This window comes from Sneathiella sp., from assembly GCF_047631475.1.
In the GTDB taxonomy this organism is placed as follows: domain Bacteria; phylum Pseudomonadota; class Alphaproteobacteria; order Sneathiellales; family Sneathiellaceae; genus Sneathiella.
Window position 1 is genome coordinate 39,762 of record NZ_JBLHZT010000016.1, and the last position, 25,342, is coordinate 65,103.

Annotated in this window: 29 protein-coding genes; 13 read left to right on the forward strand and 16 right to left on the reverse strand. The window is 48.2% G+C overall.

Annotation, left to right across the window (positions count from 1 at the left end; translation table 11 throughout):
* Window positions 1-3 precede the first annotated feature (3 nt).
* From rfaE1 to ACJAYR_RS08680, 3 genes are all read left to right on the forward strand, one after another.
* The gene (gene rfaE1 / locus ACJAYR_RS08670) at window positions 4-1,485 is read left to right on the forward strand and encodes a D-glycero-beta-D-manno-heptose-7-phosphate kinase (RefSeq protein ID WP_415236234.1); all 1,482 of its coding nucleotides are present in this window, start codon (window positions 4-6) and stop codon (window positions 1,483-1,485) included.
* Window positions 1,486-1,488: 3 nt separating this feature from the next.
* On the forward strand, window positions 1,489-2,481 hold the full coding sequence (gene rfaD / locus ACJAYR_RS08675) for an ADP-glyceromanno-heptose 6-epimerase (protein WP_415236235.1): 993 nt from the start codon (window positions 1,489-1,491) through the stop codon (window positions 2,479-2,481).
* Between the two features lie 92 nt (window positions 2,482-2,573).
* Window positions 2,574-3,440 carry a DUF547 domain-containing protein gene (locus ACJAYR_RS08680; RefSeq protein ID WP_415236236.1) on the forward strand — a complete coding sequence of 289 codons (867 nt, stop codon included), beginning with the start codon at window positions 2,574-2,576 and terminating at the stop codon, window positions 3,438-3,440.
* On the opposite strand, the gene ACJAYR_RS08685 is transcribed toward ACJAYR_RS08680, so the two are convergent.
* The 8 genes from ACJAYR_RS08685 to ACJAYR_RS08720 are packed head-to-tail and all read right to left on the reverse strand — an operon-like array spanning window position 3,423 to window position 9,751.
* Window positions 3,423-3,845, reverse strand: coding sequence for an MmcB family DNA repair protein (locus ACJAYR_RS08685; protein ID WP_415236237.1), 423 nt, complete (start codon window positions 3,843-3,845; stop codon window positions 3,423-3,425). The genes ACJAYR_RS08680 and ACJAYR_RS08685 overlap by 18 nt on opposite strands.
* Window positions 3,842-4,210 (reverse strand): helix-turn-helix domain-containing protein, encoded by a 369-nt coding sequence (locus ACJAYR_RS08690; protein WP_169543734.1) that lies wholly within the window; start codon window positions 4,208-4,210, stop codon window positions 3,842-3,844. The genes ACJAYR_RS08685 and ACJAYR_RS08690 overlap by 4 nt, the downstream gene beginning before the upstream one ends.
* Window positions 4,211-4,228: 18 nt before the next feature.
* Window positions 4,229-4,897: a Smr/MutS family protein gene (locus tag ACJAYR_RS08695; protein ID WP_415236238.1), complete on the reverse strand. Its 669-nt coding sequence runs from the start codon at window positions 4,895-4,897 to the stop codon at window positions 4,229-4,231.
* Window positions 4,878-5,567: a LutC/YkgG family protein gene (locus tag ACJAYR_RS08700; protein ID WP_415236239.1), complete on the reverse strand. Its 690-nt coding sequence runs from the start codon at window positions 5,565-5,567 to the stop codon at window positions 4,878-4,880. Before ACJAYR_RS08700 ends, ACJAYR_RS08695 begins: the two co-directional genes overlap by 20 nt.
* Entirely contained in the window at window positions 5,564-6,988 is a 1,425-nt protein-coding gene (locus tag ACJAYR_RS08705; protein WP_415236240.1) for a LutB/LldF family L-lactate oxidation iron-sulfur protein, read from the reverse strand. Before ACJAYR_RS08705 ends, ACJAYR_RS08700 begins: the two co-directional genes overlap by 4 nt.
* A complete protein-coding gene (locus ACJAYR_RS08710; protein WP_415236241.1) occupies window positions 6,988-7,758 on the reverse strand; it encodes a (Fe-S)-binding protein in 771 nt (256 codons plus the stop codon). The genes ACJAYR_RS08705 and ACJAYR_RS08710 overlap by 1 nt, the downstream gene beginning before the upstream one ends.
* Before the next feature lie 50 nt (window positions 7,759-7,808).
* On the reverse strand, window positions 7,809-9,038 hold the full coding sequence (locus tag ACJAYR_RS08715) for a murein transglycosylase A (protein WP_415236242.1): 1,230 nt from the start codon (window positions 9,036-9,038) through the stop codon (window positions 7,809-7,811).
* Between the two features lie 20 nt (window positions 9,039-9,058).
* The gene (locus tag ACJAYR_RS08720; RefSeq protein WP_415236243.1) at window positions 9,059-9,751 is read right to left on the reverse strand and encodes a Tim44/TimA family putative adaptor protein; all 693 of its coding nucleotides are present in this window, start codon (window positions 9,749-9,751) and stop codon (window positions 9,059-9,061) included.
* 172 nt (window positions 9,752-9,923) lie between these two features.
* Between ACJAYR_RS08720 and ACJAYR_RS08725 the strand changes: the two genes are divergently transcribed.
* Both ACJAYR_RS08725 and secB read left to right on the forward strand, forming a co-directional pair.
* Window positions 9,924-10,445, forward strand: coding sequence for an FxsA family protein (locus ACJAYR_RS08725; RefSeq protein WP_415236244.1), 522 nt, complete (start codon window positions 9,924-9,926; stop codon window positions 10,443-10,445).
* Between the two features lie 100 nt (window positions 10,446-10,545).
* On the forward strand, window positions 10,546-11,034 hold the full coding sequence (secB, locus tag ACJAYR_RS08730) for a protein-export chaperone SecB (protein WP_415236245.1): 489 nt from the start codon (window positions 10,546-10,548) through the stop codon (window positions 11,032-11,034).
* Window positions 11,035-11,085: 51 nt separating this feature from the next.
* Here the strand turns inward: secB and dnaQ are convergent, their stop codons facing one another.
* The 5 genes from dnaQ to ACJAYR_RS08755 are packed head-to-tail and all read right to left on the reverse strand — an operon-like array spanning window position 11,086 to window position 14,654.
* Entirely contained in the window at window positions 11,086-11,760 is a 675-nt protein-coding gene (dnaQ, locus tag ACJAYR_RS08735; RefSeq protein WP_415236246.1) for a DNA polymerase III subunit epsilon, read from the reverse strand.
* Window positions 11,761-11,764: 4 nt separating this feature from the next.
* Window positions 11,765-12,361, reverse strand: a complete 597-nt coding sequence (gene coaE, locus ACJAYR_RS08740) for a dephospho-CoA kinase (RefSeq protein WP_415236247.1) — start codon at window positions 12,359-12,361, stop codon at window positions 11,765-11,767.
* Window positions 12,358-13,215 (reverse strand): shikimate dehydrogenase, encoded by an 858-nt coding sequence (locus ACJAYR_RS08745; protein ID WP_415236248.1) that lies wholly within the window; start codon window positions 13,213-13,215, stop codon window positions 12,358-12,360. Before ACJAYR_RS08745 ends, coaE begins: the two co-directional genes overlap by 4 nt.
* The gene (locus tag ACJAYR_RS08750) at window positions 13,212-13,823 is read right to left on the reverse strand and encodes a Maf family protein (RefSeq protein ID WP_415236249.1); all 612 of its coding nucleotides are present in this window, start codon (window positions 13,821-13,823) and stop codon (window positions 13,212-13,214) included. The genes ACJAYR_RS08745 and ACJAYR_RS08750 overlap by 4 nt, the downstream gene beginning before the upstream one ends.
* Window positions 13,824-13,835: 12 nt before the next feature.
* Window positions 13,836-14,654, reverse strand: coding sequence for a pyruvate, water dikinase regulatory protein (locus ACJAYR_RS08755; RefSeq protein WP_415236250.1), 819 nt, complete (start codon window positions 14,652-14,654; stop codon window positions 13,836-13,838).
* 424 nt (window positions 14,655-15,078) lie between these two features.
* Here ACJAYR_RS08755 and hemE point away from each other — a divergent pair, with 424 nt between their 5' ends.
* The 6 genes from hemE to ACJAYR_RS08785 all read left to right on the forward strand — a co-directional run bounded on the left by hemE (window position 15,079) and on the right by ACJAYR_RS08785 (window position 19,938).
* Window positions 15,079-16,098 carry a uroporphyrinogen decarboxylase gene (hemE, locus tag ACJAYR_RS08760; RefSeq protein WP_415236266.1) on the forward strand — a complete coding sequence of 340 codons (1,020 nt, stop codon included), beginning with the start codon at window positions 15,079-15,081 and terminating at the stop codon, window positions 16,096-16,098.
* Window positions 16,099-16,106: 8 nt separating this feature from the next.
* Entirely contained in the window at window positions 16,107-17,150 is a 1,044-nt protein-coding gene (hemH, locus tag ACJAYR_RS08765; protein WP_415236251.1) for a ferrochelatase, read from the forward strand.
* 1 nt (window position 17,151) lies between these two features.
* The gene (hemJ, locus tag ACJAYR_RS08770) at window positions 17,152-17,601 is read left to right on the forward strand and encodes a protoporphyrinogen oxidase HemJ (protein WP_415236252.1); all 450 of its coding nucleotides are present in this window, start codon (window positions 17,152-17,154) and stop codon (window positions 17,599-17,601) included.
* Window positions 17,602-17,853: 252 nt separating this feature from the next.
* Entirely contained in the window at window positions 17,854-19,110 is a 1,257-nt protein-coding gene (rho, locus tag ACJAYR_RS08775; RefSeq protein ID WP_169543749.1) for a transcription termination factor Rho, read from the forward strand.
* A gap of 167 nt (window positions 19,111-19,277) precedes the next feature.
* Window positions 19,278-19,532: an AbrB/MazE/SpoVT family DNA-binding domain-containing protein gene (locus ACJAYR_RS08780; RefSeq protein WP_169543750.1), complete on the forward strand. Its 255-nt coding sequence runs from the start codon at window positions 19,278-19,280 to the stop codon at window positions 19,530-19,532.
* A gap of 1 nt (window position 19,533) precedes the next feature.
* Window positions 19,534-19,938 carry a hypothetical protein gene (locus ACJAYR_RS08785; protein WP_415236253.1) on the forward strand — a complete coding sequence of 135 codons (405 nt, stop codon included), beginning with the start codon at window positions 19,534-19,536 and terminating at the stop codon, window positions 19,936-19,938.
* Between the two features lie 150 nt (window positions 19,939-20,088).
* Here ACJAYR_RS08785 and ACJAYR_RS08790 read toward each other — a convergent pair whose 3' ends face one another.
* From ACJAYR_RS08790 to ACJAYR_RS08800, 3 genes are read right to left on the reverse strand one after another with little or no spacing between them, the layout of a single operon-like run.
* Entirely contained in the window at window positions 20,089-21,063 is a 975-nt protein-coding gene (locus ACJAYR_RS08790) for a quinone oxidoreductase family protein (RefSeq protein ID WP_415236254.1), read from the reverse strand.
* Window positions 21,064-21,097: 34 nt separating this feature from the next.
* Window positions 21,098-21,577: a methylated-DNA--[protein]-cysteine S-methyltransferase gene (locus ACJAYR_RS08795; RefSeq protein WP_415236255.1), complete on the reverse strand. Its 480-nt coding sequence runs from the start codon at window positions 21,575-21,577 to the stop codon at window positions 21,098-21,100.
* Between the two features lies 1 nt (window position 21,578).
* Window positions 21,579-23,597, reverse strand: a complete 2,019-nt coding sequence (locus tag ACJAYR_RS08800; protein ID WP_415236256.1) for a thioredoxin domain-containing protein — start codon at window positions 23,595-23,597, stop codon at window positions 21,579-21,581.
* Between the two features lie 112 nt (window positions 23,598-23,709).
* On the opposite strand from ACJAYR_RS08800, the gene ACJAYR_RS08805 reads away from it, so the two are divergent.
* Both ACJAYR_RS08805 and mnmE read left to right on the forward strand, forming a co-directional pair.
* Window positions 23,710-23,961 (forward strand): DUF6489 family protein, encoded by a 252-nt coding sequence (locus tag ACJAYR_RS08805; protein WP_415236257.1) that lies wholly within the window; start codon window positions 23,710-23,712, stop codon window positions 23,959-23,961.
* A gap of 11 nt (window positions 23,962-23,972) precedes the next feature.
* Complete coding sequence (gene mnmE / locus ACJAYR_RS08810; protein ID WP_415236258.1) at window positions 23,973-25,301, forward strand: tRNA uridine-5-carboxymethylaminomethyl(34) synthesis GTPase MnmE; 1,329 nt, start codon at window positions 23,973-23,975, stop codon at window positions 25,299-25,301.
* The last annotated feature ends 41 nt before the right edge of the window (window positions 25,302-25,342 follow it).

The window sequence follows — 25,342 nt, forward strand, 5'->3', positions numbered from 1 at the left end:
TCCATGACAGAAGCGATGCCCCTGAGCGTGATCATTGAAAATTTCAAATCCCTATCCGTCCTGTGTCTGGGCGATGTGATGCTGGACCGCTTCACCTATGGGACTGCCGGACGCATTTCACCAGAGGCCCCCATTCCTGTCCTCAGCATTTCTCATCAACAATCCATGCTTGGCGGAGCGGGCAATGTGGTGCGCAATATCTTGTCCCTTGGCGGATCAGCCACCCTGGTTGCCGTGATCGGCGATGATCCTGAAGGGCGGGAAGTCCGTCATCTCCTTGAAAAGGAAGATAAGCTTACCGATGCGCTCATTTCATCGGGACGTCGGCCAACAACTGTAAAAACCCGATATATCGCTGATGGCCAGCAGTTATTAAGGGCTGATGCAGAAGCCTCTCATGCGTTGGGGCAGGAAACCGCACAAAAAATAATCGCCGCTTTCAAGGCCGCGCTTGATCAATGCGACATCGTTATTTTATCAGACTACGCCAAAGGCGTATTATCTGCTGAGGTTCTGTCCGCAGCCATCAAATTGGCAGGATCGGCTGGAAAACCTGTTATTGCTGATCCGAAATCCACAGATTTCAAACGATATGCCGGTGTTACTTTATTAACACCGAACCGAAAAGAAATGACCGCTGCCGCCGGCCTACCCTGTGACAGCGATACCCAGACCGAAAAAGCCGCCCGGTTCGTCATGCAACGGGATAGTATCGATATGCTGCTGGTTACCCGGTCAGAAGCCGGTATGAGCCTTGTTTCAGAGAGTTCAGCCCATCATATTCCGGCGCAGGCACAGGAAGTCTTTGATGTGTCCGGCGCTGGCGATAGTGTTATTGCAACTTTGGCCCTTTCCATCGGAGCCGGGGCGTCTCCGGCAGATGCTGCAACGCTTGCCAATTTAGCAGGCGGCATTGTCGTTGCCAAAACGGGCACCGCTGCGGTATCAACCGACGAGCTGTCCGCCGCCCTGCATAATGAGGAAGTACGGCAGACCGACGAGAAAGTCACATCCCTCAGTCAGGCGCTGGAAATTGTAAATAACTGGCGGGCACGGGGTTTGAAGGTGGGTTTCACCAATGGCTGTTTTGATCTAATCCATCCGGGCCATATTTCCCTGATTAAACAATCAAAAGCCGAATGTGACCGTCTGATCATTGGCCTGAACACTGATGACAGTATCAAGCGCTTAAAAGGACCGGATCGGCCTGCTACAAATGAAACATCCCGGGCCATTGTTCTGGCAAGTCTTGAAGATGTAAATCTTGTTGTTCCCTTTGCAGAAGATACCCCCCTTAAGCTAATTGAGGCAATTAAGCCTGATATTTTGGTAAAAGGGGCCGATTATACCGTTGAAACTGTCGTTGGGGCCGATTTAGTGATGGATTATGGCGGACGGGTTCATCTGGCAGAGCTGAAAGAAGGTTTCAGCACAACACGGACCATTCAGAAACTTCTGGATATCGATAAGAAGAAAGCACCTTAAAGCATGGCACAGCAGTATCTTGTAACAGGCGGCGCGGGTTTCATCGGCTCCAACATTGTGGCGGCCCTTTCTGAACGGGGCGATATCGTTCATGTCTGTGACTGGCTGGAAACGGGCGATAAATGGAAAAACCTGGCCCATCATGTGATCGCTGATTTTATCGATCCCGATAGCCTGCAAACTTGGTTGAACGAAAATGGTCAATCTTTGGATGGCATAATCCATATGGGTGCTATTTCAGCAACGACCGAGCGGGACGGCGACCAGATTTTAATGAAAAATTATCGCCCCACCAAAGCATTATGGGACTTTGCCACCCATCATAGCGTCCCTTTTATCTTTGCCTCCTCTGCGGCAACCTATGGAGATGGAGAAGCCGGGTTTGATGATGATCAAAGCGAAGACGCGCTGGAAAAACTGTCTCCTTTAAACCTGTATGGCTGGAGCAAACATGCCTTTGACAAATTTGTCGCGCGGCAGGAGAAAATTGGCGCCCAAATGCCACCGCAATGGGCAGGCTTGAAGTTTTTCAATGTTTATGGTCCAAATGAATATCATAAAGAAGGCATGAAAAGTGTAATTGCCCAGTCTTACCCGAAAATCGCGGCAGGAGAGGCTGTTACCCTTTTCAAATCCCACAACCCGAAATACGAAGACGGGGGTCAGCTGCGGGATTTTGTTTATGTGAAAGACTGCGTGAAAGTCATTCTCTGGCTTCTTGAAAATCGCACCGTTTCAGGATTGTTCAATCTGGGAACGGGGAAAGCAAGAAGCTTCAAGGATCTGGCATCAGCAACCTTCAAGGCAGCCGGGGTAGACGAAAAAATCCAGTATATTGATACCCCTGTCTCCATTCGCGACAAATACCAGTATTTCACAGAGGCCAACATGAAAAAGCTGCGCGATGCTGGGTATGGCGGTAATTTCTACAGTCTGGAAGACGGGATTGCCGAATATGTGACTGACTATCTGGCAAAGACAAACCCCTACCGGTAATCCAGCGCACGCAAATGTTATTCAATGTGACGCGATCTGAAACGCCTGCCCACCTATATTCAGGGAACGCCAATCATTTTTTCAGGGGTTAGATGAAGAACAACCGGATCGCTGCTTTACTGTTTCTTTCATTTTCGCTGTTCTTCTTTCAAGGGCTGACGGCAAGCACCCTGCTTGCTGCGCCAGCCGCAGAACTGGATCCGTTTTGGAACAGGTCTGACGAAACATCGGCCCAAATGATCGACCATTCGGCCCTTGATCAGTTTCTTTTAAGACATCGGGTAACAGGAACAGACGGGATTGCCCGAATTGCCTATGAACAGGTCACATCCCAAGACAAAGCATCGTTAAAATCCTATCTTGGCAGACTTCAGAAAACCCGGGTCCTGTCGTTGAACCGGAAACAGCAATTTGCCTTCTGGGTTAATCTGTATAACGCGGCCACACTCGATCTGATCCTGGATTACGCCCCGCAAACCAGTATCAAAGAGATCAATATCTCCCCCGGGTTCTTTTCCGTCGGTCCATGGAAAAAGGACATTCTGACGGTCGAAGGACAGCCCGTTTCGCTGGACAGGATCGAACATTCTATTTTGCGCCCCATCTGGCAGGATGCCCGGGTCCATTATGTTGTGAACTGCGCGTCTCTCGGATGCCCTGATATCCCGGAACAAGCACTGAACGCAGAGCGGTTGGAACAACAGCTGGATGCCGCCGCCCGAGCCTTTATCAATCATCCAAGAGGGGTCACATTGGAAGATCCGGAAACCGTTGTGATTTCCAGCCTGTATAACTGGTTTTCTAAGGATTTCGGACAGTCTGATGCTGAAATTCTGGATCATATCCGAGCCTTTGCCGATCCTGCCCTAAAACAAAAGCTGAAAAATATCACTGCAATAGAGGGGTATCGATATGACTGGTCCCTCAACAAAGCGGCTCACTCAGATCTGAAGTCGTAACCGTTCGGCTGCCTGACGGGCAAATCGCAGGGTTATATTCCGCCGGCGCGCCGCGTTCAGCGTAACCTCTTCACAGGGTCGCAAAATTTCGGCATGAAAGGGGTCAGCAATGATAATACCCTGCGTGTCGGGCAGCAAATCCAATGGGAAATCATCTGCAACCGCAAAATAATAGCCATCGCAAAATTCCAGATATTCCGGCCATTTTCCATCGGATCGAAAATCTGCCGGGCTGCTTTTCACTTCGGCCACTAGAATATGACCCTTTTTGTTAATCCCCATCACGTCGACCCGTCGGCCAGACTTCAGTTTAACTTCTGTCATACTGCTATAGCCAAGGGCAGTAAAAAGAACCTGTACGCCCGCGGCCAGCCGTTTTCCAAGATCTGATCGGGCCTGCGTCATAATCGTTTCGGTGTGGAGTTTTTCAAATAGGTCAACATTTCCTGAAGGCGCGCTTCAGACAGATTGCGAATTTCTTTTGCCAGTAAATTGGCATATTCCGTGGCAACCGGTGACAGACCACTGGTATCAACCGTGGCTTTGGGGTGAGATAAGGCGGCAAGCCTGTGTAAATCCTCTGCCTCATCCCAGATAATATTGAAATAGGTGCAAATCTGTTCGACAAGGGACCAGGAAGGAAGGCCCCGCCGACCATGTTCCAGCGCAGACAGATAGGCCGAACTGATGGCCAGATCCTCGGCCATTTTTTTCAGGCTGATATCCTGTTCTTCTCGTAACGTTCTCACACGTAGACCAAAAGGCGTCACACCGGGTTCTCCTTCACCTTAACGGGCACGCTTCATCAAAACATAAAGGGCACCAGCGCCTCCATGTTTGATCTGGGCCGTCCGATAGTCAAGTACCAGGCGCTGCAAATCAGGTTCTGCGAGCCATTTGGGAACCTCTTCTTTCAAAATACCCCGGCGCCCCCCGCCCATATAAGGCGCATCATCCGTCTTATCGACCGATGATCCTTTACCCGTAATGACAAGAACGCAGCGTTTTCCCTGCAAATAGGCACCGTTCAGAAAAGATCGAAGGCGTTGATGAGCAACCCGCCGGTTCATCCCGTGCAAATCCACCCGGCCTTCAATGACCATCTTTCCTTTGCGCAATTTTTCAGAACTGTTTCGGTCAAGCCCCGGAACCGATTGCCGGGAGGATGGGACAACACTTTCACGAAACAGCGCATTATCCGTGCCCTTCCGATAGGGTGCGGAACTGGGGCTATGTTTAAGGGCAGCTGCTTTTTTCCGGGGATCAGCCCGTTCTTTGGGAACGGATATCTCTTTTTCCGGGATTTTTTTGGCAAATTCTTCAAAACCGGTAAAACGATTGCTACGGATCGGCGTGACATCTCTTAGAACATAGTTCCATAGATACAGATCCTCGTCGGTCAGGGCTTTCCCTGATCCGCGCTTTTCCGGTTTTGATTTATTCGCTTTTCGAGCCATCACCCACCAAAATCACATGCAATCGCTTGGGACCATGGGCGCCCATTATCAGCCGCTGTTCAATATCCGCTGTTCGGGACGGGCCAGAAATAAGGTTTACCGTACGCGGCAGACCCTGGTCACCCTTCTTGTCCCGAAGGGCATCCCACGCTTCTTCATAAGAGCCTTTCATATCCGATATATTGAGAACGGCAATATGATTTTCAGGCAGAAAATTGATGGTTGATGGCGTCATGGCGCCAGATGCCATCATTAAAGTCCCTGTTTCTGCCACACCGGCAAACGCCGGGGAGACCCCAACCATATCTTCTTCTGCACCGGCACCCGTAACAATTTCCAACGTTGGCAAATCTGCCCAGTTCAATCCGGAAATCGCTTCGCTGGGCGATATTTTAAGGCGGGAGGGCAGGTTATGCTGTTTCAGATATTCCTGAACGCGCGCAGGAATGTCGTCAGCACTCTCAACCCGTTCGACCGTTGTGGCCAGTGCTTCCATTTTGCTTTGAAACAAATCAACCTGCTCAGGCAAGGGTCGTTGCCCCCGTTTTGGGATCAGGTTCTTCTGATGCTCCGCCATTCTTTGTTTCAAGATATCCGCATGCTCGGATTTCAGGGGTCCGCGCCCTTTTTGCGCCCGAATACGGCTTAGGATTTTGGCTTTCGAACTCATTTACTGCGCCCTCCCTGCTTTTTCCATTGCTGCATAAAGGTCGAGCCTTGCGGTGCTGGCAGATCCCGAACAGCCGTCCACCCATTGGCAAATGGCAGGGATTTAAGGCGACCTTTTTTTCCGGCCATCCTGCTCAAAATCTGTGCCGCCAGCCCTGTCGCAAACTGATATAATCGTGGGCGTTTCGCAAAATATCCCCAAAGTTCTATCCCCCATCGTTCAGGTTTTGGGGAAACCTGTTTTTCAAAGGCTTCTTCTCGCCAATGACGCAGGATCTTCGGCAGCGGTATGCGCACGGGGCAAACCTCTTCACACCGACCACAAAAGGTGGAAGCATTTGGTAGATCGCGGGCTTCCTCCAGTCCCACCATTTGCGGATTTAACGCCGCTCCAATGGGTCCCGGATATACCCAGCCATAACTGTGGCCACCGACAGCATGATAAATCGGGCAATGGTTCATACAGGCGCCGCATCGGATACAACGCAGCAATTCCTGCAATTCCGTACCGATCATTTCAGACCGGCCACCATCCAGCAGGATCACATGAAAATTTTCCGGTCCGTCCAGATCATCGGATCGTTTTGGTCCAGTGGAAAAGGTCGTATAAACGGACATTTCCTGACCTGTAGCGGAACGCGCCAGAACCCGCATCACGGTGCTGACATCTTCCAGCGTCGGCATCACTTTTTCAAGGCTGGCAACAACAATATGGGTTTTTGGCAAAGACTGGGTGAGGTCGCCATTTCCTTCATTGGTCACAATCACCGTTGAGCCGGTTTCCGCCACCAGAAAGTTTGCCCCGGTTATGCCCACATCGGCCGTGACATATTTATGCCGAAGAACAGCCCGGGCTTCGCCAACCAGTTTTTCAAGATCTTCTTCCCGTTCTGTATAACCATACTGTTGGTGGTGTTCATGAAACAATTCAGTTACCTGTTCCTTGGTTTTATGAACTGCAGGACCAATAATATGACTGGGCGGTTCGTCAGCAAGCTGAATGATATATTCGCCCAGATCCGTCTCAATCGGTTCAATCCCTTCAGAGGCGAGGAATTTGTTCAGGGCAATTTCCTCTGTGATCATGGATTTACCCTTGGTCACTGTTTTGGCATCCACCTCCCGGCAGATTTTCAAAACAGCGGCCCGCGCGTCTGCTGCGGTGGAGCACCAATGAACATGGCCACCCTGTTCGGTGACTTTTTCCTCAAAATGCTCCAGGTAATAATCCAGGTTTTCCAGAACGTGATCTTTAATATCCCGTGCTTTGTCGCGCAAATCCTCAAATTCCGGCAGATCGGCTGCCGCGTTTGCCCGTGCTGTTGTAAATCCGGTTTTTACCCGGTTCAATGCTGCCCGCAGATCATCATCCTGCATGGCCTCATGAGCGTTTTCCTTGAATTTCCGGCTGGTAACCTGCATCAGCGTCCCTCCCCAAGGCCCGGGCCATCGGCCATGCCCGCCAAAATTTCAGCAATATGCAAAACTTTGACTTTATGGCCTTTTCGATGGAGGCGTCCCGCAATATTCATCAGGCACCCTAAGTCCCCGGCGGTCAGCATGTCTGCGCCGGTTGCCAGAATATTATCGATCTTCCGATCCACCATTTCTTCCGAGATTTCAGAATATTTGATACAGAACGTGCCGCCAAACCCGCAGCAGGCTTCCCGGTCTTCTGCTTCGATCAGATCCAGTTCATCAACGGCACTCAATAAAGCCCGAGGTTGAGCAACGACCTTCATTTCCCGAAGGCTGGAACAACTGTCATGATAGGTTATTTTTTTGTCCAGTTTAACCCCTTCTGGCGCGTAATCGCACACATCTTTCAGGAAGGACACCAGTTCAAACGTCCGGCTGGCAAGGTCTTCCGCCTCAAGCAGCATCAGCGGATCGTCTTTGAACATCTCCGGATAATGTTTTTTGATCATACCGGCACAAGAACCCGATGGCGCAATGACATACCGAAAACGCTTAAACGTCTTGATTACGTTCCGGGCGATTTCCTGTGTACTGCGTTTATCTCCGGAATTATAGGCCGGTTGGCCGCAACAGGTTTGTGCATCCGGTACAATGACGGTAAACCCGGCCTGTTCCAACAATTTTACCGTCGCAAAACCAACCGACGGACGGTTGATATCTACAAGGCACGTGACGAACAGCGCCACCTCTTTTGTCTCTTGCTTCTCAGACATGCAAATATACTCCCAAGCTCTGCAGGGAACTATACTGTCATCATTACGGTTTAGCCAGTCGGGACAGCGGAACTTTTTTCAAGATATTCCTTTGCCACCTTGTTGGGCAAGAATATCCAGTAACGTCCCGTACTCTTCATGGATCCCGCTTTTTCATAGGCGTCCGGACCATGCCCCCAGAAGACATCACCGCGCACCGGGCCCCGGATCGCACCGCCCGTATCCTGCGCCATCAGCAGGTGATTAAAGGGGTCCATAGCGGATGAGGATCCTTCCACCTCCGTTTCAAGCCAGACAGGCACCCCCAGCGGCATCCATTTACGGTCTACAGCCAGGCTGCGTTTTGGGGTAAGCGGCACCCCTTGCGCGCCAATTGGAGCAGACGTGTCGAGTTTCCTGAAGAAAATATACGAGGCGTTTTTATTCATAACCTCTTGGGCCCGGTCAGGATTTTCTTCCAACCACTGACGGATTGCCTGCATGGACATTTTTTCCCGCGGCACATGCCCTTCTTCGATCAGGGTTTTTCCGATCGCGAAATAAGGATGACCGTTTTGTGCAGCATATCCAACCCGTAAATCGCCCCCTTCCTCCAGTTCAATACGGCCAGAGCCTTGAATATGAAGGAAAAAAGCATCTACAGCGCTATCCACCCAGACGATTTCCAGATCCCGGTTTTCCAGCGCCCCACTTTCAATATCCTTGCGCGTCGGATAGGGAAACAGTTCGCCATTTTTGACCTGCCCTGCAATCCGCTGCCCCTTCAGGCTGTCGCGAAAGCGGCCTAGATGCACCATAACCAATTCCGCCGGGCGCAAATATAAGGGCGTGTTGTAAATTTCTGATTGTGTAAGGCTGCCCTTCAGGCTTGCTTCATAATAGCCCGTAAATAATCCTACAGGATCAACATTATTACGCACCTCAAACGGGGTGAAATTTGTTTCCAGGAACTGCCGGATGGTTGTTGCTTCTGAAGGCAGTGCAAAAGCCTGCTGACACAGTTCTTTCCAGTCGACAGCTCGGCCGGCAATCAGATTTCCGCCCATCGAGCGATCATCGGGATAGCGCTGTATCCGGTTACAGGATTGCAAAAAGGACGGCAGGAATTGTTCTAGATTATCCTGCTGCCAGCCGGAAAGGTCGGAGAAATCAGCAGGTTTTAGGGTCAACGCATCGGTTGTCTCTTCATCCTTCTGAAAATACAGAAAATAACCCGCACCCAATACAGCCAAAATCACCAACAGGATCAGTGCTGTGAAAATACCCGTCTTTTTCGTCACGAAACAGACCTCTCTCTGGATCAGTCAGCGCTTGTTGTCGTGATAAGCAGCCAGTTCGGGTTATTTGAACCAAGGTGACGGGCAAATGTCCAAAGCTCTTTAACCACATGTGGGTAAGGATCGCCGTTCACGACAACGCCTTCTTCATCTTTTGTCATGGAGATCATCTCTGCTTCAAAACGCACCGTAATTTCGGCGTCTCGTCCTTCCAGCGTCGCAGCTTCAATTTTAGAGGACTTAATAGCAAGAATATCCGTACTCATCACCAGATTATCTTTTTCACGCTGTTCAATCGCATCTTCAAAATTGCGGTAAACCTCCTCTGAAAGGAGATCTTTCAGCATTCCGCGATCCCCTTCTGCGAAAGACATAACGATGGCTTCATAGGCGGCCTCTGCCTGGCTGGCGAAAATATCCCCCTGAAAACTCCGATCAATTTCGTGCATCTGACGCAAGGTCTGACCAAGTGGAGTGGTATCGGCGGGCAGGGGATCTCTTTCAAATTCAATTCTGTCGTTCATCGGAACAACATTATCCGGTTCATCATCTGCCTGATGATCTTTTGGATCAGAATATGGTTTTCGGGTTATTTCTTCCCGAGGCTGCTGTTCATGCCCCATGCGCTTGCCGAGCACTCCGCGCAATCGGAAAAAAATAAAGGCAGCAACCATTGCCAACAAAATAATGTCTAGGAAGAAAGATCCATCGTCCATAATATATAATTCACACCGATTATCGTAATTGACAAAATCTTTCCTATTTATTGGAAAGCCTTATACTTCAAGGTAGCGAGTTCGTGTTTCAAGGTCCAGACGGTTCTTTGTCCAGCCTTAAAACAATTATCCGCTACCTTCTAAATAGAAACCCTGAGAAGGATAAACAAGTTTGCCATTGTTGTTTTTAGCAGCCTTGATCGCAATCCCGATTATAGAGATCACTGTCTTTATCGAAATCGGGGGAGAAATCGGGGCCTTTAATACGATTATTCTGACCATCCTAACCGCTGTTGCCGGTATGATTCTCCTTAGAATTCAAGGGTTATCCATACTGACGCAGGCGCAGGCGCGCATTCAAAAAGGGGAAACCCCTGCCAAGGAAATTTTAAATGGTCTGTTGTTGGCGATTGCCGGACTTTTTCTTCTTATTCCGGGATTTGTAACAGATTCTATTGGATTTTTGCTGTTTTTACCACCGATCCGGTCTTTTTTGGCTCTTTGGTTGGGAAAACGTTTTATTCTGTCCGCCCGGCCTGGTTATGACGGTTCTTATTCCAGCGGATCATCAACCGTGATCGACGGTGAATTTCATGTGGTTGACGAGGAAGACGACAAAAAGTCCGAGGACATCACAAAAATCGGGACAAAAAACAACCCCAACCCAGACAGTCCCTGGTCAAAAGACAACTAGAGCAGGGCGCGTACCACTTGTTCCGCCGTCCAATACATGTTAGCCAGTCAACTAGAATTGGGCACCTGTTCTGTGCCTTTCATATGGAGAAAAGTAAATTATGGCTGAAAACGAGTCAGGTCAGGCTGCTGCTGGTGCAGAGACTGAAAATGATGGACCAATGCTGTCGATTATCACGCAGTATATTAAAGACCTTTCCTTTGAAAACCCGAATGCCCCAGCAAGTCTGAACCCTGAATTGCCAGCACCGACCGTTGAAATCGGTGTGAACGTCCAGGCTACTGCCCTGACGGAAGAAAATTACGAAGTTGAACTTCGCATTCAGGCGACAGCCAAACATGGGGACGAAACAGCATTTATTGTTGAGCTGGTCTACGGCGGCATGTTCCTGCTGAGAAACTTCCCATCGGACTCCATGGAAATCATGTGCATGATCGAATGCCCGCGTTTGATCTTCCCATTTGCCCGTCGGGTTATTTCTGATGCAACACGGGATGGTGGATTTTCACCTCTGCAGTTGGATCCTATTGATTTTGCGGGCCTTTTTTCCGCTCATAAATCACAGCAGAGCGAAGCAGGCCACGCCTGATTGCTGCGGTGAATTTATCAAAAACCGCCTGTTCAATAACAGGCGGTTTTTTTATTCCTGACGCCAGATCGGATCTTTTATTGCCTCCAAAAAAGAGGCATGAGCGGCAAGCTCCTCTTCGGTCGGGGCATGCGCACGCGGCGGGCGGATTTCGGACTGGCGGGTAACAAGTGTTGACGTGCCATCAGCCTCTGGCGCCAATGACAAGCCCCGTTGACGCCCCCCACGCAACTCAAGATAAACTTCAGCCAATAATTCCGCGTCAAGCAATGCTCCATGTTTAACACGGGCCGTATTATCGATTTTAAACCGCCGGCAAAGCGCATCCAGATTAGCTTGGGCCCCTGGAAACATTTTGCGCGCCATCGCTACGGTATCAATGGATTGTGACATGGGAATCGGCTTGCGCTTCAGCCGGATCAATTCTGCATTGATGAATTTCATATCAAATTCAGCATTGTGAATGACAAGCGGCGAGTCACCGATAAATTCAAGGAATTCATCAATTTCTTCGGCCATCACTTTATGACCTTTCAGAAACGCTTCGCTTAATCCGTGAACTTTAAACGCCGCTTCGGGCATGTCCCGTTCAGGATTGATATATCGGTGAAAAACACGGCCCGTCGCCATGTAATTTTCCATCTCTACACAACCGATTTCAACGATACGATCCCCCGTTGATGGATCAAATCCCGTCGTTTCCGTATCCAGCGCTATTTCCCGCATTCTGTTAGGCTCCTCTCAACAGATCAACCAGCTGTTTTACCTGTTCAAAGGTTTCTTCTTCCGTGCAGTCAGTATTAATCACGTGATCCGCCTTCTGCCGTTTTTCCGCATCGGGCGTCTGGCGCGCCAGAATTGTATGAAACTTTTCTTCGGACATATCCGCTCTCTCCAATACCCGCGATTTCTGGACATGATGAGGTGCACTGACCACAATGATCGTATCGAAGTTTTTCTCACCGCCCGTTTCAAAAATCAAAGGAACATCCAGCACAACCATGTCATGTCCATTTTGTTCCGCTTGCGAAATAAAATCAGCCCGGTCCTGACCCACCAGCGGGTGAACAATCTGTTCTAGTTTCTTTATGGCCTCGTCATCTCCGACAACCAGCTTACTTAATGTTGGGCGGTCTACGCGCCCATCTATGATGGCGTCTGGAAAAACGGCACCGACTGGCTCTACAGCAATCCCGCCCGGCTCATATAATTCATGAATTCTGGCATCCACATTGTAAATCGGAATATCCAGTTTTTCGAACATTTTACCAACGGTCGATTTTCCCATCCCGATGGATCCGGTCAGACCAAGGAGTTTTATTGTCATTTCTTGTTTAACCCTTGTAATACATAGTCCCGTAATGCCGCATCAACTTCAGGCTTGATGCCAAACCAGGCTTCAAACCCGGCTTTCGCCTGATGCAAAAGCATACCAAGCCCATCCACGGTGCGGTATCCTTTTTCCCGGGCCTGTCGCAATAAATCTGTTTCCAACGGCACATAAACAATATCGGTGACAACACATCCGTTTTTCAATCCATCCAAATTCATTTCAAGCGGATTCTGCCCTGTCATGCCCAAACTGGTTGTATTGACCAATAGATCGGCCTCTTTGCAAAAAGCGGCGCGTTGCTCCCATTGAATAACGTCAATTTTTTCGCTTTTCATATCCTGCACAAGATCAACGGCCCGCTGCCGGGTACGGTTGGTCAATACTATACGGCGAAAGCCCATCATCAGGCAGGCAAAGACAATAGCTCGGGCAGCGCCGCCCGCGCCAAGGACAAGCGCTGTTTTATCGTGAAAGGTTTTAACATCCACATGTTCAGCTAAAGAATCCTGAAATCCCAGACCATCCGTATTCCGGCCAATCAACTGCCCCTCTTCGTTGACAACCACCGTGTTTACCGCACCGATCTTCTGCGCCGCTTCTTCCACAATATCAACAATATCCATGGCTGCTTCTTTCAGCGGAATTGTCAGATTTGTTCCGCGAAAAACAGATCCTTCTGACAAACATTCCTGAGGAAGTCTGTGCAACGTATCTTTCAGGTTTTCCGGGCGCACTTCCCGGGCAAGATAGTCGGCATCCAGACCATATTTTTTAATCCAGTAGCCATGCAGACGCGGTGATAATGAATGGGCGATGGGAAATCCCATCACACCGGCATTTTTCTTCATGTGATTACAACCTTATGACCGCGAAGGAAATCAAGCAAAGGCAACAGGGGAAGTCCCATGATTGAAAAGAAATCTCCGTCGATTTTTCGAAATAACTGGGCACCAAATCCTTCCAGATGATAGGCACCGACTGACCCTAAAATATCCTCACCGGCCTGTTCCAGATATCGGGTAAGAAAGTCATCTGTAAAATGACGCATTGTCAGGGCGGCCTGATCTGTATGATGCCAGATCACGGTATTGGATTTTGCAACACAGATCCCGTTGCTCAAATAATGGGTTTTCCCGCGTAAAGCCGTCAAATGGGCCCGCGCATGCTCCATATCTACAGGTTTATCAAACCATATGGACCCGCATTCCAGCATTTGATCCGCACCAATAACCAGATGTTCAGGAAAGGCTTTTGATATTTTAAGCGCCTTCAATTCTGCCAACGATACCGCGGTTTCCATGGCAGTTGCACCTGCGGCATGCATGGAATGCTTCATTTCCTCTTCATCGACTTTAGGGGCAACCTGTTCAAACGCAAGGCCGACATTTTTAAGAACCGTTGCCCGGGCTTCACTGGAAGACGCCAGAATAACAGATGTATTAGTGGAAGCGTTCATCAGGTCCTATTCCTAAAAATGATCTTTTCGGTGGGTATTAAAAAGGGTGATGATCTGGGCGGCCGTTTCCTCAACCGACCGGCGGGAAACATCAATGATTGGCCAGCCTTTTTTCGTACAAAGCTTGCGGGCTTCAATCACCTCTTCCTTAATGCGGTCTTTATCCACATAGTCCGTTTCATGGGTTTCTTTTAACGAAAGCAACCGGTTTTTACGGATCTGGGAAAGTCTGTCCGGGCTGGTCGTTAAGCCAACAACCAATGGTTTGTTCAACGTAAAAACCTGTTCAGGCAGCGGGATCGCGGGAACGATTGGAACGTTCGCGGTCTTCAATCCCCGATGGGCCAAATAGAAAGATGTGGGTGTTTTTGAGGTTCTGGATACCCCGACCAACACAATATCAGCGTCATTCAAACCATCAGGCATCTGTCCGTCATCATGGGCCATGGTATAGTTCAGTGCTTCAATTCGATCAAAATACTCCTGGTTCAGCGTATGTTGGCGGCCAGGTAAATTGCGGCTTTCCTGTCCCAAATATCCGGAATAGGCCATTAATACGGGATCCAGAACAGAGACACAGGGCACTTTTAATTTTTTGCAGCCTTTTTCCAAGGTGCGCCTTAAATCCTTATTTACCAGAGTAAAGAGAACCAAACCCGGATTTTTATTAATGGAATCAAGGATATCATCTAATTGTCGGACGGTCCTTGTCATAGACCAGACATGTTCTTTCGGGTCAACCTTTTCAAACTGGACCAACGCCGCGCGGGACATGGATTGAAGGGTTTCACCCGTAGAATCCGAGACAAGATGAACGTGAATTTCAGACATATTTAGGGGTTCCGGCTAACCTGTGGATTATGTGAATAACAGGGATAACATGGCTGTTACGCCAGTATCAAAATAATTCATCATCGTAATACCTGATTCCTCCCCCTCCTTGTCAGAACGTGAATAACTTTAAACACCAAATGGGAAAAATGTGAATTTCTCACAAAATGGTTTTCCTCAGAAAAGTTATCCCCATATTCCCCACTATTAGAGAGCCGGGAAAAACGCGCTTATTTGATAGTTATTCGCAAATCTCTATAAGAACTGGATTTTATCCACAAAAATCCTGTAAAGACTGTGCATGAATAATCATCCCCGTTATCCACAGGGATCAACAACAACTACAACCTATTTATAAATATATCTATTTAATGGGATAACTTTTTAGAAAGGGAACAGCGTGTCCAACACCGCTTCAAAACGCATGATCAGGGCTTTAAAAAAAGAAACCCTAGACCGGCCACCTTTTTGGCTAATGCGTCAAGCAGGACGATATTTACCGGAATATCGTGAAACCCGGGCCAATGCAGGATCCTTTCTCGATTTATGTTATAATCCAAAACTCGCAGAAGAAGTGACCTTGCAGCCGCTTCGCCGATATAACATGGATGCTGCCATCCTGTTTGCTGACATTCTCCTGATCCCTGACGCCCTTGGCCAACCATTAGCCTACAAGGAGGGGGAAGGACCTGTTTTAGACGCTGTACGCTCAGCAAAGGAGCTTGCATCGCTGAGTCTTGATAATCTTCATTCCGTTTTAAACCCGGTTTATGAAACAGTTGATCGGTTATCTTCCTCATTGCCAGAAAGCTGTACCCTTATCGGATTTGCAGGCGCACCCTGGACAGTTGCCACTTATATGGTGGAAGGACGCGGTTCAAAAGATTATGTGAACATTAAAAAATGGATTTATTCTGATCCAGACGGTTTTCAGCAGCTAATCGATCTTCTGATTATTTCAACCACCGAGTATTTGTTAAAACAAATTGAAGCCGGGGCAGAGGTTGTACAAATTTTTGATACGTGGGCTGGTGTATTGCCCGATGAAGAATTTGCCAAATGGGTAACCGATCCTACCGCTAAAATTATTACAGCCATTCGGGCGCGCCATCCGGACTTTCCAATTATCGGCTTTCCAAAAGGGGCCGGCGGAAATCTGAGCCAATTTGTCAAAGAAACGGGTGTCACAGCCGTCAGTCTGGATACAGCCGCCCCACTGGAGTGGGCGAAAACCGAAATTCAGCCTCATGTAACGGTTCAGGGAAATCTGGATCCCATCTTGCTGGTCACCGGTGGTCAGAAAATGGTTGATCGCATTCATCACATTCTGGAAACATTGGGAAGTGGTTCCCATATCTTCAATCTAGGCCACGGTATCATTCCCCAAACCCCTCCTGAAAATGTGGGTCTTTTGGCAGATACCCTTCACAACTGGAAGCAATAGGACACATAATGGCGCGAAAAGCGGTTGTTTTATTTAATTTGGGCGGACCCGATAATCTTGAGGCTGTTGAGCCTTTTTTGTTCAATCTGTTTTATGATCCTGCCATTATTCGCGTTCCAAAACCGATCCGCTATCTGATTGCCAAACTGATTTCCAAAAGACGGGCCCCCATTGCCCAGGATATTTATCGCAATATTGGGGGATCGTCTCCACTACTGCAACAAACCCGTGACCAGGCGGCAGCCCTGCAGACTCGTTTAACAGACCTGCTGAAATCCGATGAAGTGAAGGTTTTCATTGCGATGCGTTACTGGCATCCAATGACAGAGCAGACAGTGCGAGAAGTTAAAGCGTTTGGTGCGGATGAAGTTATTCTATTACCGCTCTATCCGCAGTTTTCCACCACGACAACGGGCTCTTCGGTGAAGGAATGGAAAAAGTTCGCCAAGCAAGTTGGTCTTGATGCTGTAACAACAGAATTATGCTGTTATCCTTATGATAAAGGCTTCATTGACGCAAATACGGCACTTATTTTGGAAAAACTGCAACAAATTCCGGAAAATAAGGATCGTCCGCGATTGTTGTTTTCGGCCCATGGCTTACCAAAGAAAATTGTTGATGCAGGGGATCCGTATCAGTGGCAGGTCGAGCAATCAGTTGCGGCAATTGTCAAAAAACTGAACATTCCGGATCTGGATTACACGATTTGTTATCAAAGCCGTGTTGGACCTGTTGAATGGATTAAACCGGCAACGGAAGATGAAATTGAACGGGCTGGAAAAGAAAACCGTTCTCTCATGATCATCCCGGTCGCGTTTGTTTCTGAACATTCCGAAACGCTTGTAGAGCTTGACATTGAATATGCTGAACTCGCGGAACAATCAGGGGTGCCGGACTATTATCGGGTGCCAACAGTGGGTGTTCATGCCGAATATATCAATGGTCTTGCCGATCTTGTTCTGGGCATGGAACGCGGGAAGATGACAAGTTTATGCGGACAGGCTATCTGTCCGAAATCAATGACAGATTGTCCATTCGCCAAGGCAAATTAATATGATGGATTTATTAGCAGAGTTCTATCCGTGGACACGGGCATTACATATCATATCGGTTATCGCCTGGATGGCTGGAATGCTGTATCTACCCCGTTTATATGTTTATCATAGTGACACGGCGGTAGGCTCGGAACAGTCAGAAACCTTCAAGATAATGGAGCGACGGCTTCTGCGCGGGATTATAAATCCAGCTATGGTTTCCAGTTTTCTGTTTGGCGGTTTGCTGCTTGCTACGCCAGGTATTGTTGACTGGGCGTCCTATTGGATCTGGACGAAATTGGCCGCACTGTTCCTGATGAGCGGTTTTCATGGGTCGCTTTCCAAGTGGCGAAAAGAGTTCGAACAGGATAAAAATACAAGAAGTTCAAAGTTTTATCGGTATACAAATGAAATACCCACCATATTAATGATTGTTATTGTCATAATGGTCGTTGTTAAACCTTTTTGATCGCTTGATTGTTAATTTATCTCACATTTTCGTTGACTTGGCCCTCAGAAGCTGGCATTTCTTTTAGACAAGAGGTCGGCATTCTCCCGACTTAATCTGCGTTATATACTTTCTATATTTCGTTTTCCTTACAGAGAAACAGCGTTAGTATAACGCCTTACTTCCCAGAACAGTAATCATACAGAATTTCTCTAAAAAATTGATCACTATGGACAATCTTCTGAGAATTTAATGGATCCTCAAGAATTTAATATGAATCTTCAAGAACTTAAAAAAAAGTCCCCGCCTGAATTGTTGGCGGCGGCCGAAGCCCTTGATATTGAAAATGCTTCGACCATGCGTAAGCAAGAGCTTCTTTTCGCAATTCTCAAACAAAAAGCTGAAAATGGTGAAGAAATCACTGGTGGTGGCGTCTTAGAGATCTTGCAGGATGGATTTGGTTTTCTTCGATCGCCAGATGCAAACTATCTGGCTGGACCGGATGATATTTACATCAGCCCAAGCCAAATTCGAAGATTTTCGCTGCGAACAGGGGATACTGTCGAAGGCGAAATTAGAAGTCCAAAAGATGGTGAGCGATATTTTGCTCTCTTGAAAGTTCAGAAAATTAACTTTGAAGATCCTGAACAGGCCCGTCACAAAATCAATTTTGACAATCTGACCCCGCTTTATCCTGAAGAACGGATTAAACTTGAAACACCAGATCCAACTCAGGTGGTCAGTTCCGCCCGTGTGATTGATCTGGTATCTCCGCAAGGTAAAGGCCAGCGTGCGTTGATTGTCGCACCGCCAAGAACTGGTAAGACGGTTCTTTTGCAAAATATCGCAAACTCCATCACAACCAATAACCCCGAAGTTTATCTGATCGTCCTGTTGATCGATGAACGCCCGGAAGAGGTGACCGACATGAAACGGTCGGTGAACGGTGAGGTTGTGTCCTCAACGTTTGATGAACCGGCATCTCGACATGTTCAGGTCGCTGAGATGGTGATTGAAAAAGCCAAGCGGCTTGTCGAACATAAACGCGATGTGGTTATTCTTCTGGATAGTATTACCCGTCTGGCCCGTGCCTATAACACAGTAGTGCCGTCCAGTGGTAAAGTTCTGACCGGTGGTGTGGACGCGAATGCCCTGCAACGGCCGAAACGGTTCTTTGGTGCTGCACGTAATATTGAAGAAGGGGGTTCTCTGACAATTGTCGCAACAGCCCTGATCGATACGGGCTCGCGAATGGACGAAGTTATCTTTGAAGAATTTAAAGGCACCGGTAACTCAGAGATTATTCTTGATCGGAAACTTTCTGACAAACGTGTCTTCCCGGCGATCGATATTACCAAGTCTGGTACGCGTAAAGAAGAACTGCTGGTGGACAAGGCAACATTGTCCAAGATGTGGGTTCTGCGCCGTATTCTCAATCCAATGGGAACAACGGATGCCATGGAATTCCTGCTGGATAAATTACGGACCAGTAAAACCAACGATGATTTCTTTGATAGCATGAACGCTTAACGAAATTGTTGATTTCAGACAGTTAAAAGCCCGGAATTCCTTGCGAATATCCGGGTTTTTTTGTGGATTTTGCAAATGTTCCAATAAAAATATCTGTTTATTTACGGTTGTTTAATTGTAATAACCTATGTTATTACCTGTATATAAGTATAGAGTGAGATACAGCCGTGGCGCCAAAACGCACATTACAGCCTGAACCCTTTGAAACCCGTCTAAGAAGAACCGGAAGCGCGGCTGGTGTGACCATTCCTGCTGAATTTCTGCGCCAGCTTGGTATTGAAGTGGGCGATACCCTTCAAGTTGAAATTGACGGGGAGTCCTTTCGTATTCGAAAACTGGATCAGGACTATGATCTGTTTATGGATCTTTACGAATTTGTAGAAGACCGATTTGCACCCTCCCTTCACCAGATGGAGGATTGAAATGACTCTGTTTCTTCCGTCAAAAGGGGTCATCAAGCGCGTTCATTCCAAGCAGCTTGAAAAGTACCAACCAGAGATTACACGTCAGGAAGTAGATGAAGGTCGGTTAGGGGCCGCCCTGGCATGGCCCAGATTGATGGTGACCACAGGAAATGGATCAGATGTTTTTGATGTCTCTGTTTCTATTCTGGTGGGGTTGCTGGGTGAAAAGCCGTTTGCTGTTGGCAACATTCGATTGGCATTTACAATTGCTGTGCTGACCATTCGGCGCAATGGATGGGTGGTTGATATTTCAAACGATGAAAGTCTACGGCTGATATCCGCGCTTAAACTGGAAAATATTTCAGAAGAAAAAGCAGCTGACTTTTTGCGGAGAAAATCGTTAAAGCTTCCACAAAGGCGTTAGGCGAGACACAAATAGCAAACCCATAAATTTTATTTTTAATTAGCTGATATTTTTAGTAATAATGTATGTAATTACATATGTTAGGCCATTGAAAATAATTAATAAATGGGGATGGAAAAAAGTTTATCAGCTTTTCCATCCCCGTCAATTTTATAGGGTGAAAATAGTGGAACCTGTTGTTTTACGGCCTTCCAGATCCTCATGGGCTTTAACAGCTTCACTCATATGATAGGTTTGATTCACTGTAATTTTTAACGCACCGGTCTCGACCATTTTGATCACGTCCGCAGCGGATTGTTCAAGCTCTGATCGGCTGGCCGTGTAATCCATGAGGGACGGACGTGTTACATAAAGCGATCCTTTCGCCGCAAGAATACCGAGATCAAAACCGCTTACCGGTCCAGAGGCATTCCCGTAAGAGACCATGAGACCACGGCTTTGCAGACAATCCAGGGAACCTTCAAAGGTGTCTTTACCAACGCCATCATAAACAACCGGAACCCCTTTTCCGTTGGTGATGTCCCGAACCTGTTCAACAAAATTTTCGGTTTGGTAGTTAATCACGTGATCGCAACCATGTTCCTTGGCGAGTTTTGCTTTTTCTTCAGAACCAACCGTACCAATAATGGTAGCGCCAACCTTTTTGGCCCATTGACAGGCCAGAAGACCTACGCCCCCTGCGGCCGCGTGGAAAAGGATGGTATCACCAGGTTTCACGTGAAACGTCCGTTGAAGCAGATATTCGACCGTCATACCCTGAAGCATCATGGCGGCCGCTGTCTGATCGTCAATACTGTCAGGAATTTTGATCAGGATGTCAGCCGGCATGTTACGCGCTTCGGAATAGGCGCCAATGGGCCGTCCGGCATATGCTACGCGGTCGCCAACAGCGAAACCTGTCACGTCATCGCCCAATTCCTCAATAATACCAGCCGCTTCCATACCGGGTGAGGCCGGTAAAGGGGAGGGATATAATCCGGAGCGAAAATAGGTATCGATATAATTCAGGCCAATAGCATTGTGTTTGACCCGTACTTCACCGGGACCCGGTTTGCCTAGCGTTATGTCTTCCCAACGCATAACACTTGGTCCGCCAGCTTCTCTAAAGATGATTGCTTTTGTCATTTTTTCTTCCTTTTACAGGCGCCCCTGTTGGTTGTCATATATCGAGTTGTTGTTGTTGTGGGGGAAGGGCTCCCTCCAATTCAAGAAGGATTGTTTTCGTTTCAACCCCGCCTTGTCCTGAAAAGCCGCCCATTTGTTTACCGGCTGCCAACACGCGATGACATGGGATTATAATGGGAATCGGGTTCAGGCCACAGGCATTTCCAACTGCCTGCGCAGAACTTTCCAATTTCTTGGCAATTTCACCATAACTGAGGGTGGATCCGCCGGGGATGGCACACATAGCCGCACATACGGCTTTTTGAAAGTCAGATCCGGGCGGGTCGAGAGGAAGGACAAAGTCCAGCCTCTCACCATCAAAATATTCATTTAGCTGTTCAATCGCCTGTAGCAATAATGGCGTTTCTGTTTGCCATTCTGCAGGGACCCATCCCCAGTCAAGGGAAATGATTGCCCCATCTTCTTCTGTAACAGTCAGATCTCCAATTGGGCTATGCATGGAAAGTTGTGGCATATCAGGCCTCTAGGATGGATCGAAGGGAAATAATTGTGTTTGCAGGGTTTGAACAAACAGGGCCGGTACAGATATAGGCCGTAGCTTTGTCGTCCAAACGGGTTTTACCAAACGCTGGATGATCTGTCGGAAGGCTTTCCGTATCTTCAATGATATTGACCACTTTCGTTGGCAAACTAAAGTCATGGAGGACAGACAGAAGCTGTTGCGTGTCTTCCTCGTCTCGCTTGCCCAAAATAATAATCTGTTTTCCTTCCACAAGGGTTTCAAAATTGTTGAGAAAGGTGGAAAGTGGGAAGAAGTTACGGCCCAGTTCCGGGGAAAATGCCCGAACGATATCCGTTGCTTTTTCAAAAGGCTCGCGGGCGCCAGTAAGGTAATGCAGGCGCCCAAGTACTTCCAGCATCGTACCGTTGCCGGACGGAACAGCATTATCAAAGGCATTTTTTGTACGGACGATTAGGGCTTCTGCATCATCTGCGGTGTAGAAATACCCGCCCTCTGCATCCCAGAAATGATCATTAAGATGGCCGACCCATTGCTGAGCGCGTTCCAGATAGAAAGCCTTACCCGTGATTTCATATAGGATAAGCGCGGCACGGCTCATATTGGCATAATCATCCAGGGTTCCGTTATGTTTGGCCTTTCCAGCCCGGAAACTGTGGTAAAGTCGGGCGTTATCTTCCATTGAATAGGTGGTAATGGCCAAGAAAGCGTTCTCTGCCTGATCCAGCCAGGATTGTTCATTAAAATAATCACCGGCCTTTGCCAATGTGGCAATCATCAGGCCGTTCCAATCGGTCAGGACTTTGTCATCCAATGCGGGGCGGACCCGTTTTTCACGGACATCAAACAATATTTGGGATTGTTCCTTCAGAAGAAGTTCCAATTCTTCATCCAGCAGACCCTGATATTCAAGGCGGTTCAGAATGTTGGTATTCTCCCAGTTACCTTCAGGACTGACATCATAAATTTCTGAATACTGGGCGGCTTTTTCTCCCAGAATGTCATTTATCTCTGTTTGCGACCAAGTATAGAACTTTCCTTCAACGCCCTCGCTATCGGCATCGATGGTGGCTGAGAATGCTCGGTTTTCTGCGATCATTTCCCGCAATAGCCAGCCGATCGTTTGATAAATCCGGTCCTTGAACAACTCGCTTTTTGTTTCGTGATGGACCAAAACCATTAGATCAAGAATCAAGGCGTTGTCATACAGCATTTTTTCGAAATGCGGGGCGAGCCAGCGGGCATCCGTTGAGTATCGGGCATATCCACCCCCTAAATGATCAAACAGGCCGCCCTGTGACATCCCTGTCAGCGCCTTTACAACAATTTCCGCCAGACTTTCCGTGCCGGTTCGGATATAGCTGCGCCAAAGATTTTCCAAAACGTAGGTTTGTGGGAATTTCGGCGCAGAACCAATCCCGCCATGTTCCGGATCAGCTTCCTGCGCGTAGCGTTCGGCAATTCTATCCAATACTTCAAGGGTCAGTTTTGGACGATCGCCCTCTGGGGACATATTCTGTTTTTTAAGGGCCGCCTTCAGAATATCGCGGTTTTTACTGACCTTTTCAGGTTCGTTCCAGAAAATTTCTGAAACAGAATCCAACACATGAACAAATCCGGGTCGCCCATAACTATTTTCTTTCGGGAAATATGTTCCGCCCCAAAAGGGTTCACCTTTTGAATTCAGGAACATTGTGAGAGGCCAGCCCCCTTGTTCACCCAACAGGGACAGGGCTGTCTGATAGATCTGGTCAATATCGGGACGTTCTTCTCGGTCGACCTTAATATTGATGAACTTCTCGTTCATGATCGCTGCTGTTTCCGGGTCTTCAAAGCTTTCATGGGCCATGACATGGCACCAATGACAGGCCGCATATCCAACGCTTAGCAGGATCGGCTTTCCTTCTTTTCGGGCAAGATCAAGAGTTTCCTGGCTCCAGGGCTGCCAGTGCACGGGGTTTTCCTTATGCTGTAAAAGATAAGGGCTTGTTTCCTGATCCAGGATATTTTGCATTATTGATACCTGTTTTGAAAGTGAATCAATCCTTTTGATTGATCCTGTGTTTTCTTTAACTTAACCTCAGAGTAACATTTCTCAAGGGTCTTGCGTCAAGGAGCTGCTTCCCATGAAGATAAAACTTGATATTGATTGTACACCACAGGAAGCAAGAACATTTTTTGGTCTTCCGGATGTGGAAAAAATGCAGGAAGCAATGATGAAGGAAATTCAGGATAAAATGCTGGAAGGTGTGAAAGCACTGGACGCAGAAAGCATGATGAAAACCTGGATGCCCACTGGCATGAAGAATTTGGATCAGATGCAGAATATGTTTTGGTCTTCCTTCACCGGTGGAAGCGATAAAGACAGTAAAGAATAGCAGGTAATTTCATGTCACAGGAGACGATCTATGCTTTGGCCAGTGGTCGGGGCAGGGCCGGTGTCGCGGTAATCCGTCTGTCAGGGCCAGACGCATTTACAGCCTTGGCAGCCTTGACAGAAGGTCCTTTGCCGCCGGTTCGGCACGCCGCAGTGCGCAGTCTTTATAGTTTAGACAAGGCTTTCCGGATTGATCAGGCGCTGGTGATCCTGTTTAAAGGGCCCGCCAGTTTTACCGGGGAAGATGTTGTTGAAATACACCTGCATGGCGGACCCGCGCTGATTTCTGCGACGTTTGATCAGTTTGCCAATCTAACCAATTTGCGGTCTGCGGAACCCGGGGAATTTACACGACGGGCTTTTGAGCATGGAAAGCTCGATTTAACCGAGGCAGAAGGACTGGGGGATCTGGTTAATGCCGAAACACATGCCCAGCATCAGCAGGCATTGCGTCAAATGCGCGGTGAATTGGGGGAAATTTATACAAACTGGCGGCAGGACCTGATTTCCAATCTGGCTCATTTAGAAGCCGATATTGATTTTCCGGATGAAGACCTGCCTGAAGGCGTCGCCGGTGCCATTCGTCCCAAAATTAAGCAGTTGGAGAGCGAGATTACAGCCCATCTTCAGGATGGCAAGCGGGGTGAAAAGATACGAGAGGGTTTGGATGTTGTTATTCTGGGCGCGCCAAATGTTGGGAAATCCAGTTTATTAAACAAATTGGCCCGGCGAGAAGCGGCAATCGTCTCCGATCAGGCCGGTACAACGCGGGATGTGGTTGATGTTCATATGGATCTTGCTGGTTATCCTGTAACCATCGCGGACACCGCCGGTATTCGGGAGGCGTCGGACAGTGTGGAGCAGGAGGGCGTCCGGCGGGCGCGGGCGCGGGCGGGACTTGCGGATATCAGAATCTTTATGACAAGCGCAGGGGATCCACTTGTAGAAGAGAGTGATTTTGCCGATCTTGTGGAAGAGAACAGCTTTTTCATTATCAACAAGATGGATACTGTATCCGGCGATAAACCCCCGCAGATCGGGCGAGTTTTTCCGGTCTCTGTAAAGGAAGAGGAAGGGCTGGATCTTTTTTTGGATGCTCTTGAACAAGAAGTGGTTCAACAACTGGATGTCTCCGGGGCACCGTCCTTGACCCGTCAGCGGCATAGAGAGGCATTGGAAGAGTGTGTTCAGTGTTTGCAGCGCTTTGCAATTGCCCCAGATCCGGAGCTCGCGGCCGAGGATGTAAGGCTTGCTGCGCGGGCGCTGGGACGAATCACAGGGCGTGTGGATGTGGAAGACGTTCTGGATGTGGTTTTTGGTGATTTCTGTATTGGAAAATGACCCAAAGCAGTGATGTTTCACGTGAAACATTCTCCTTTAAA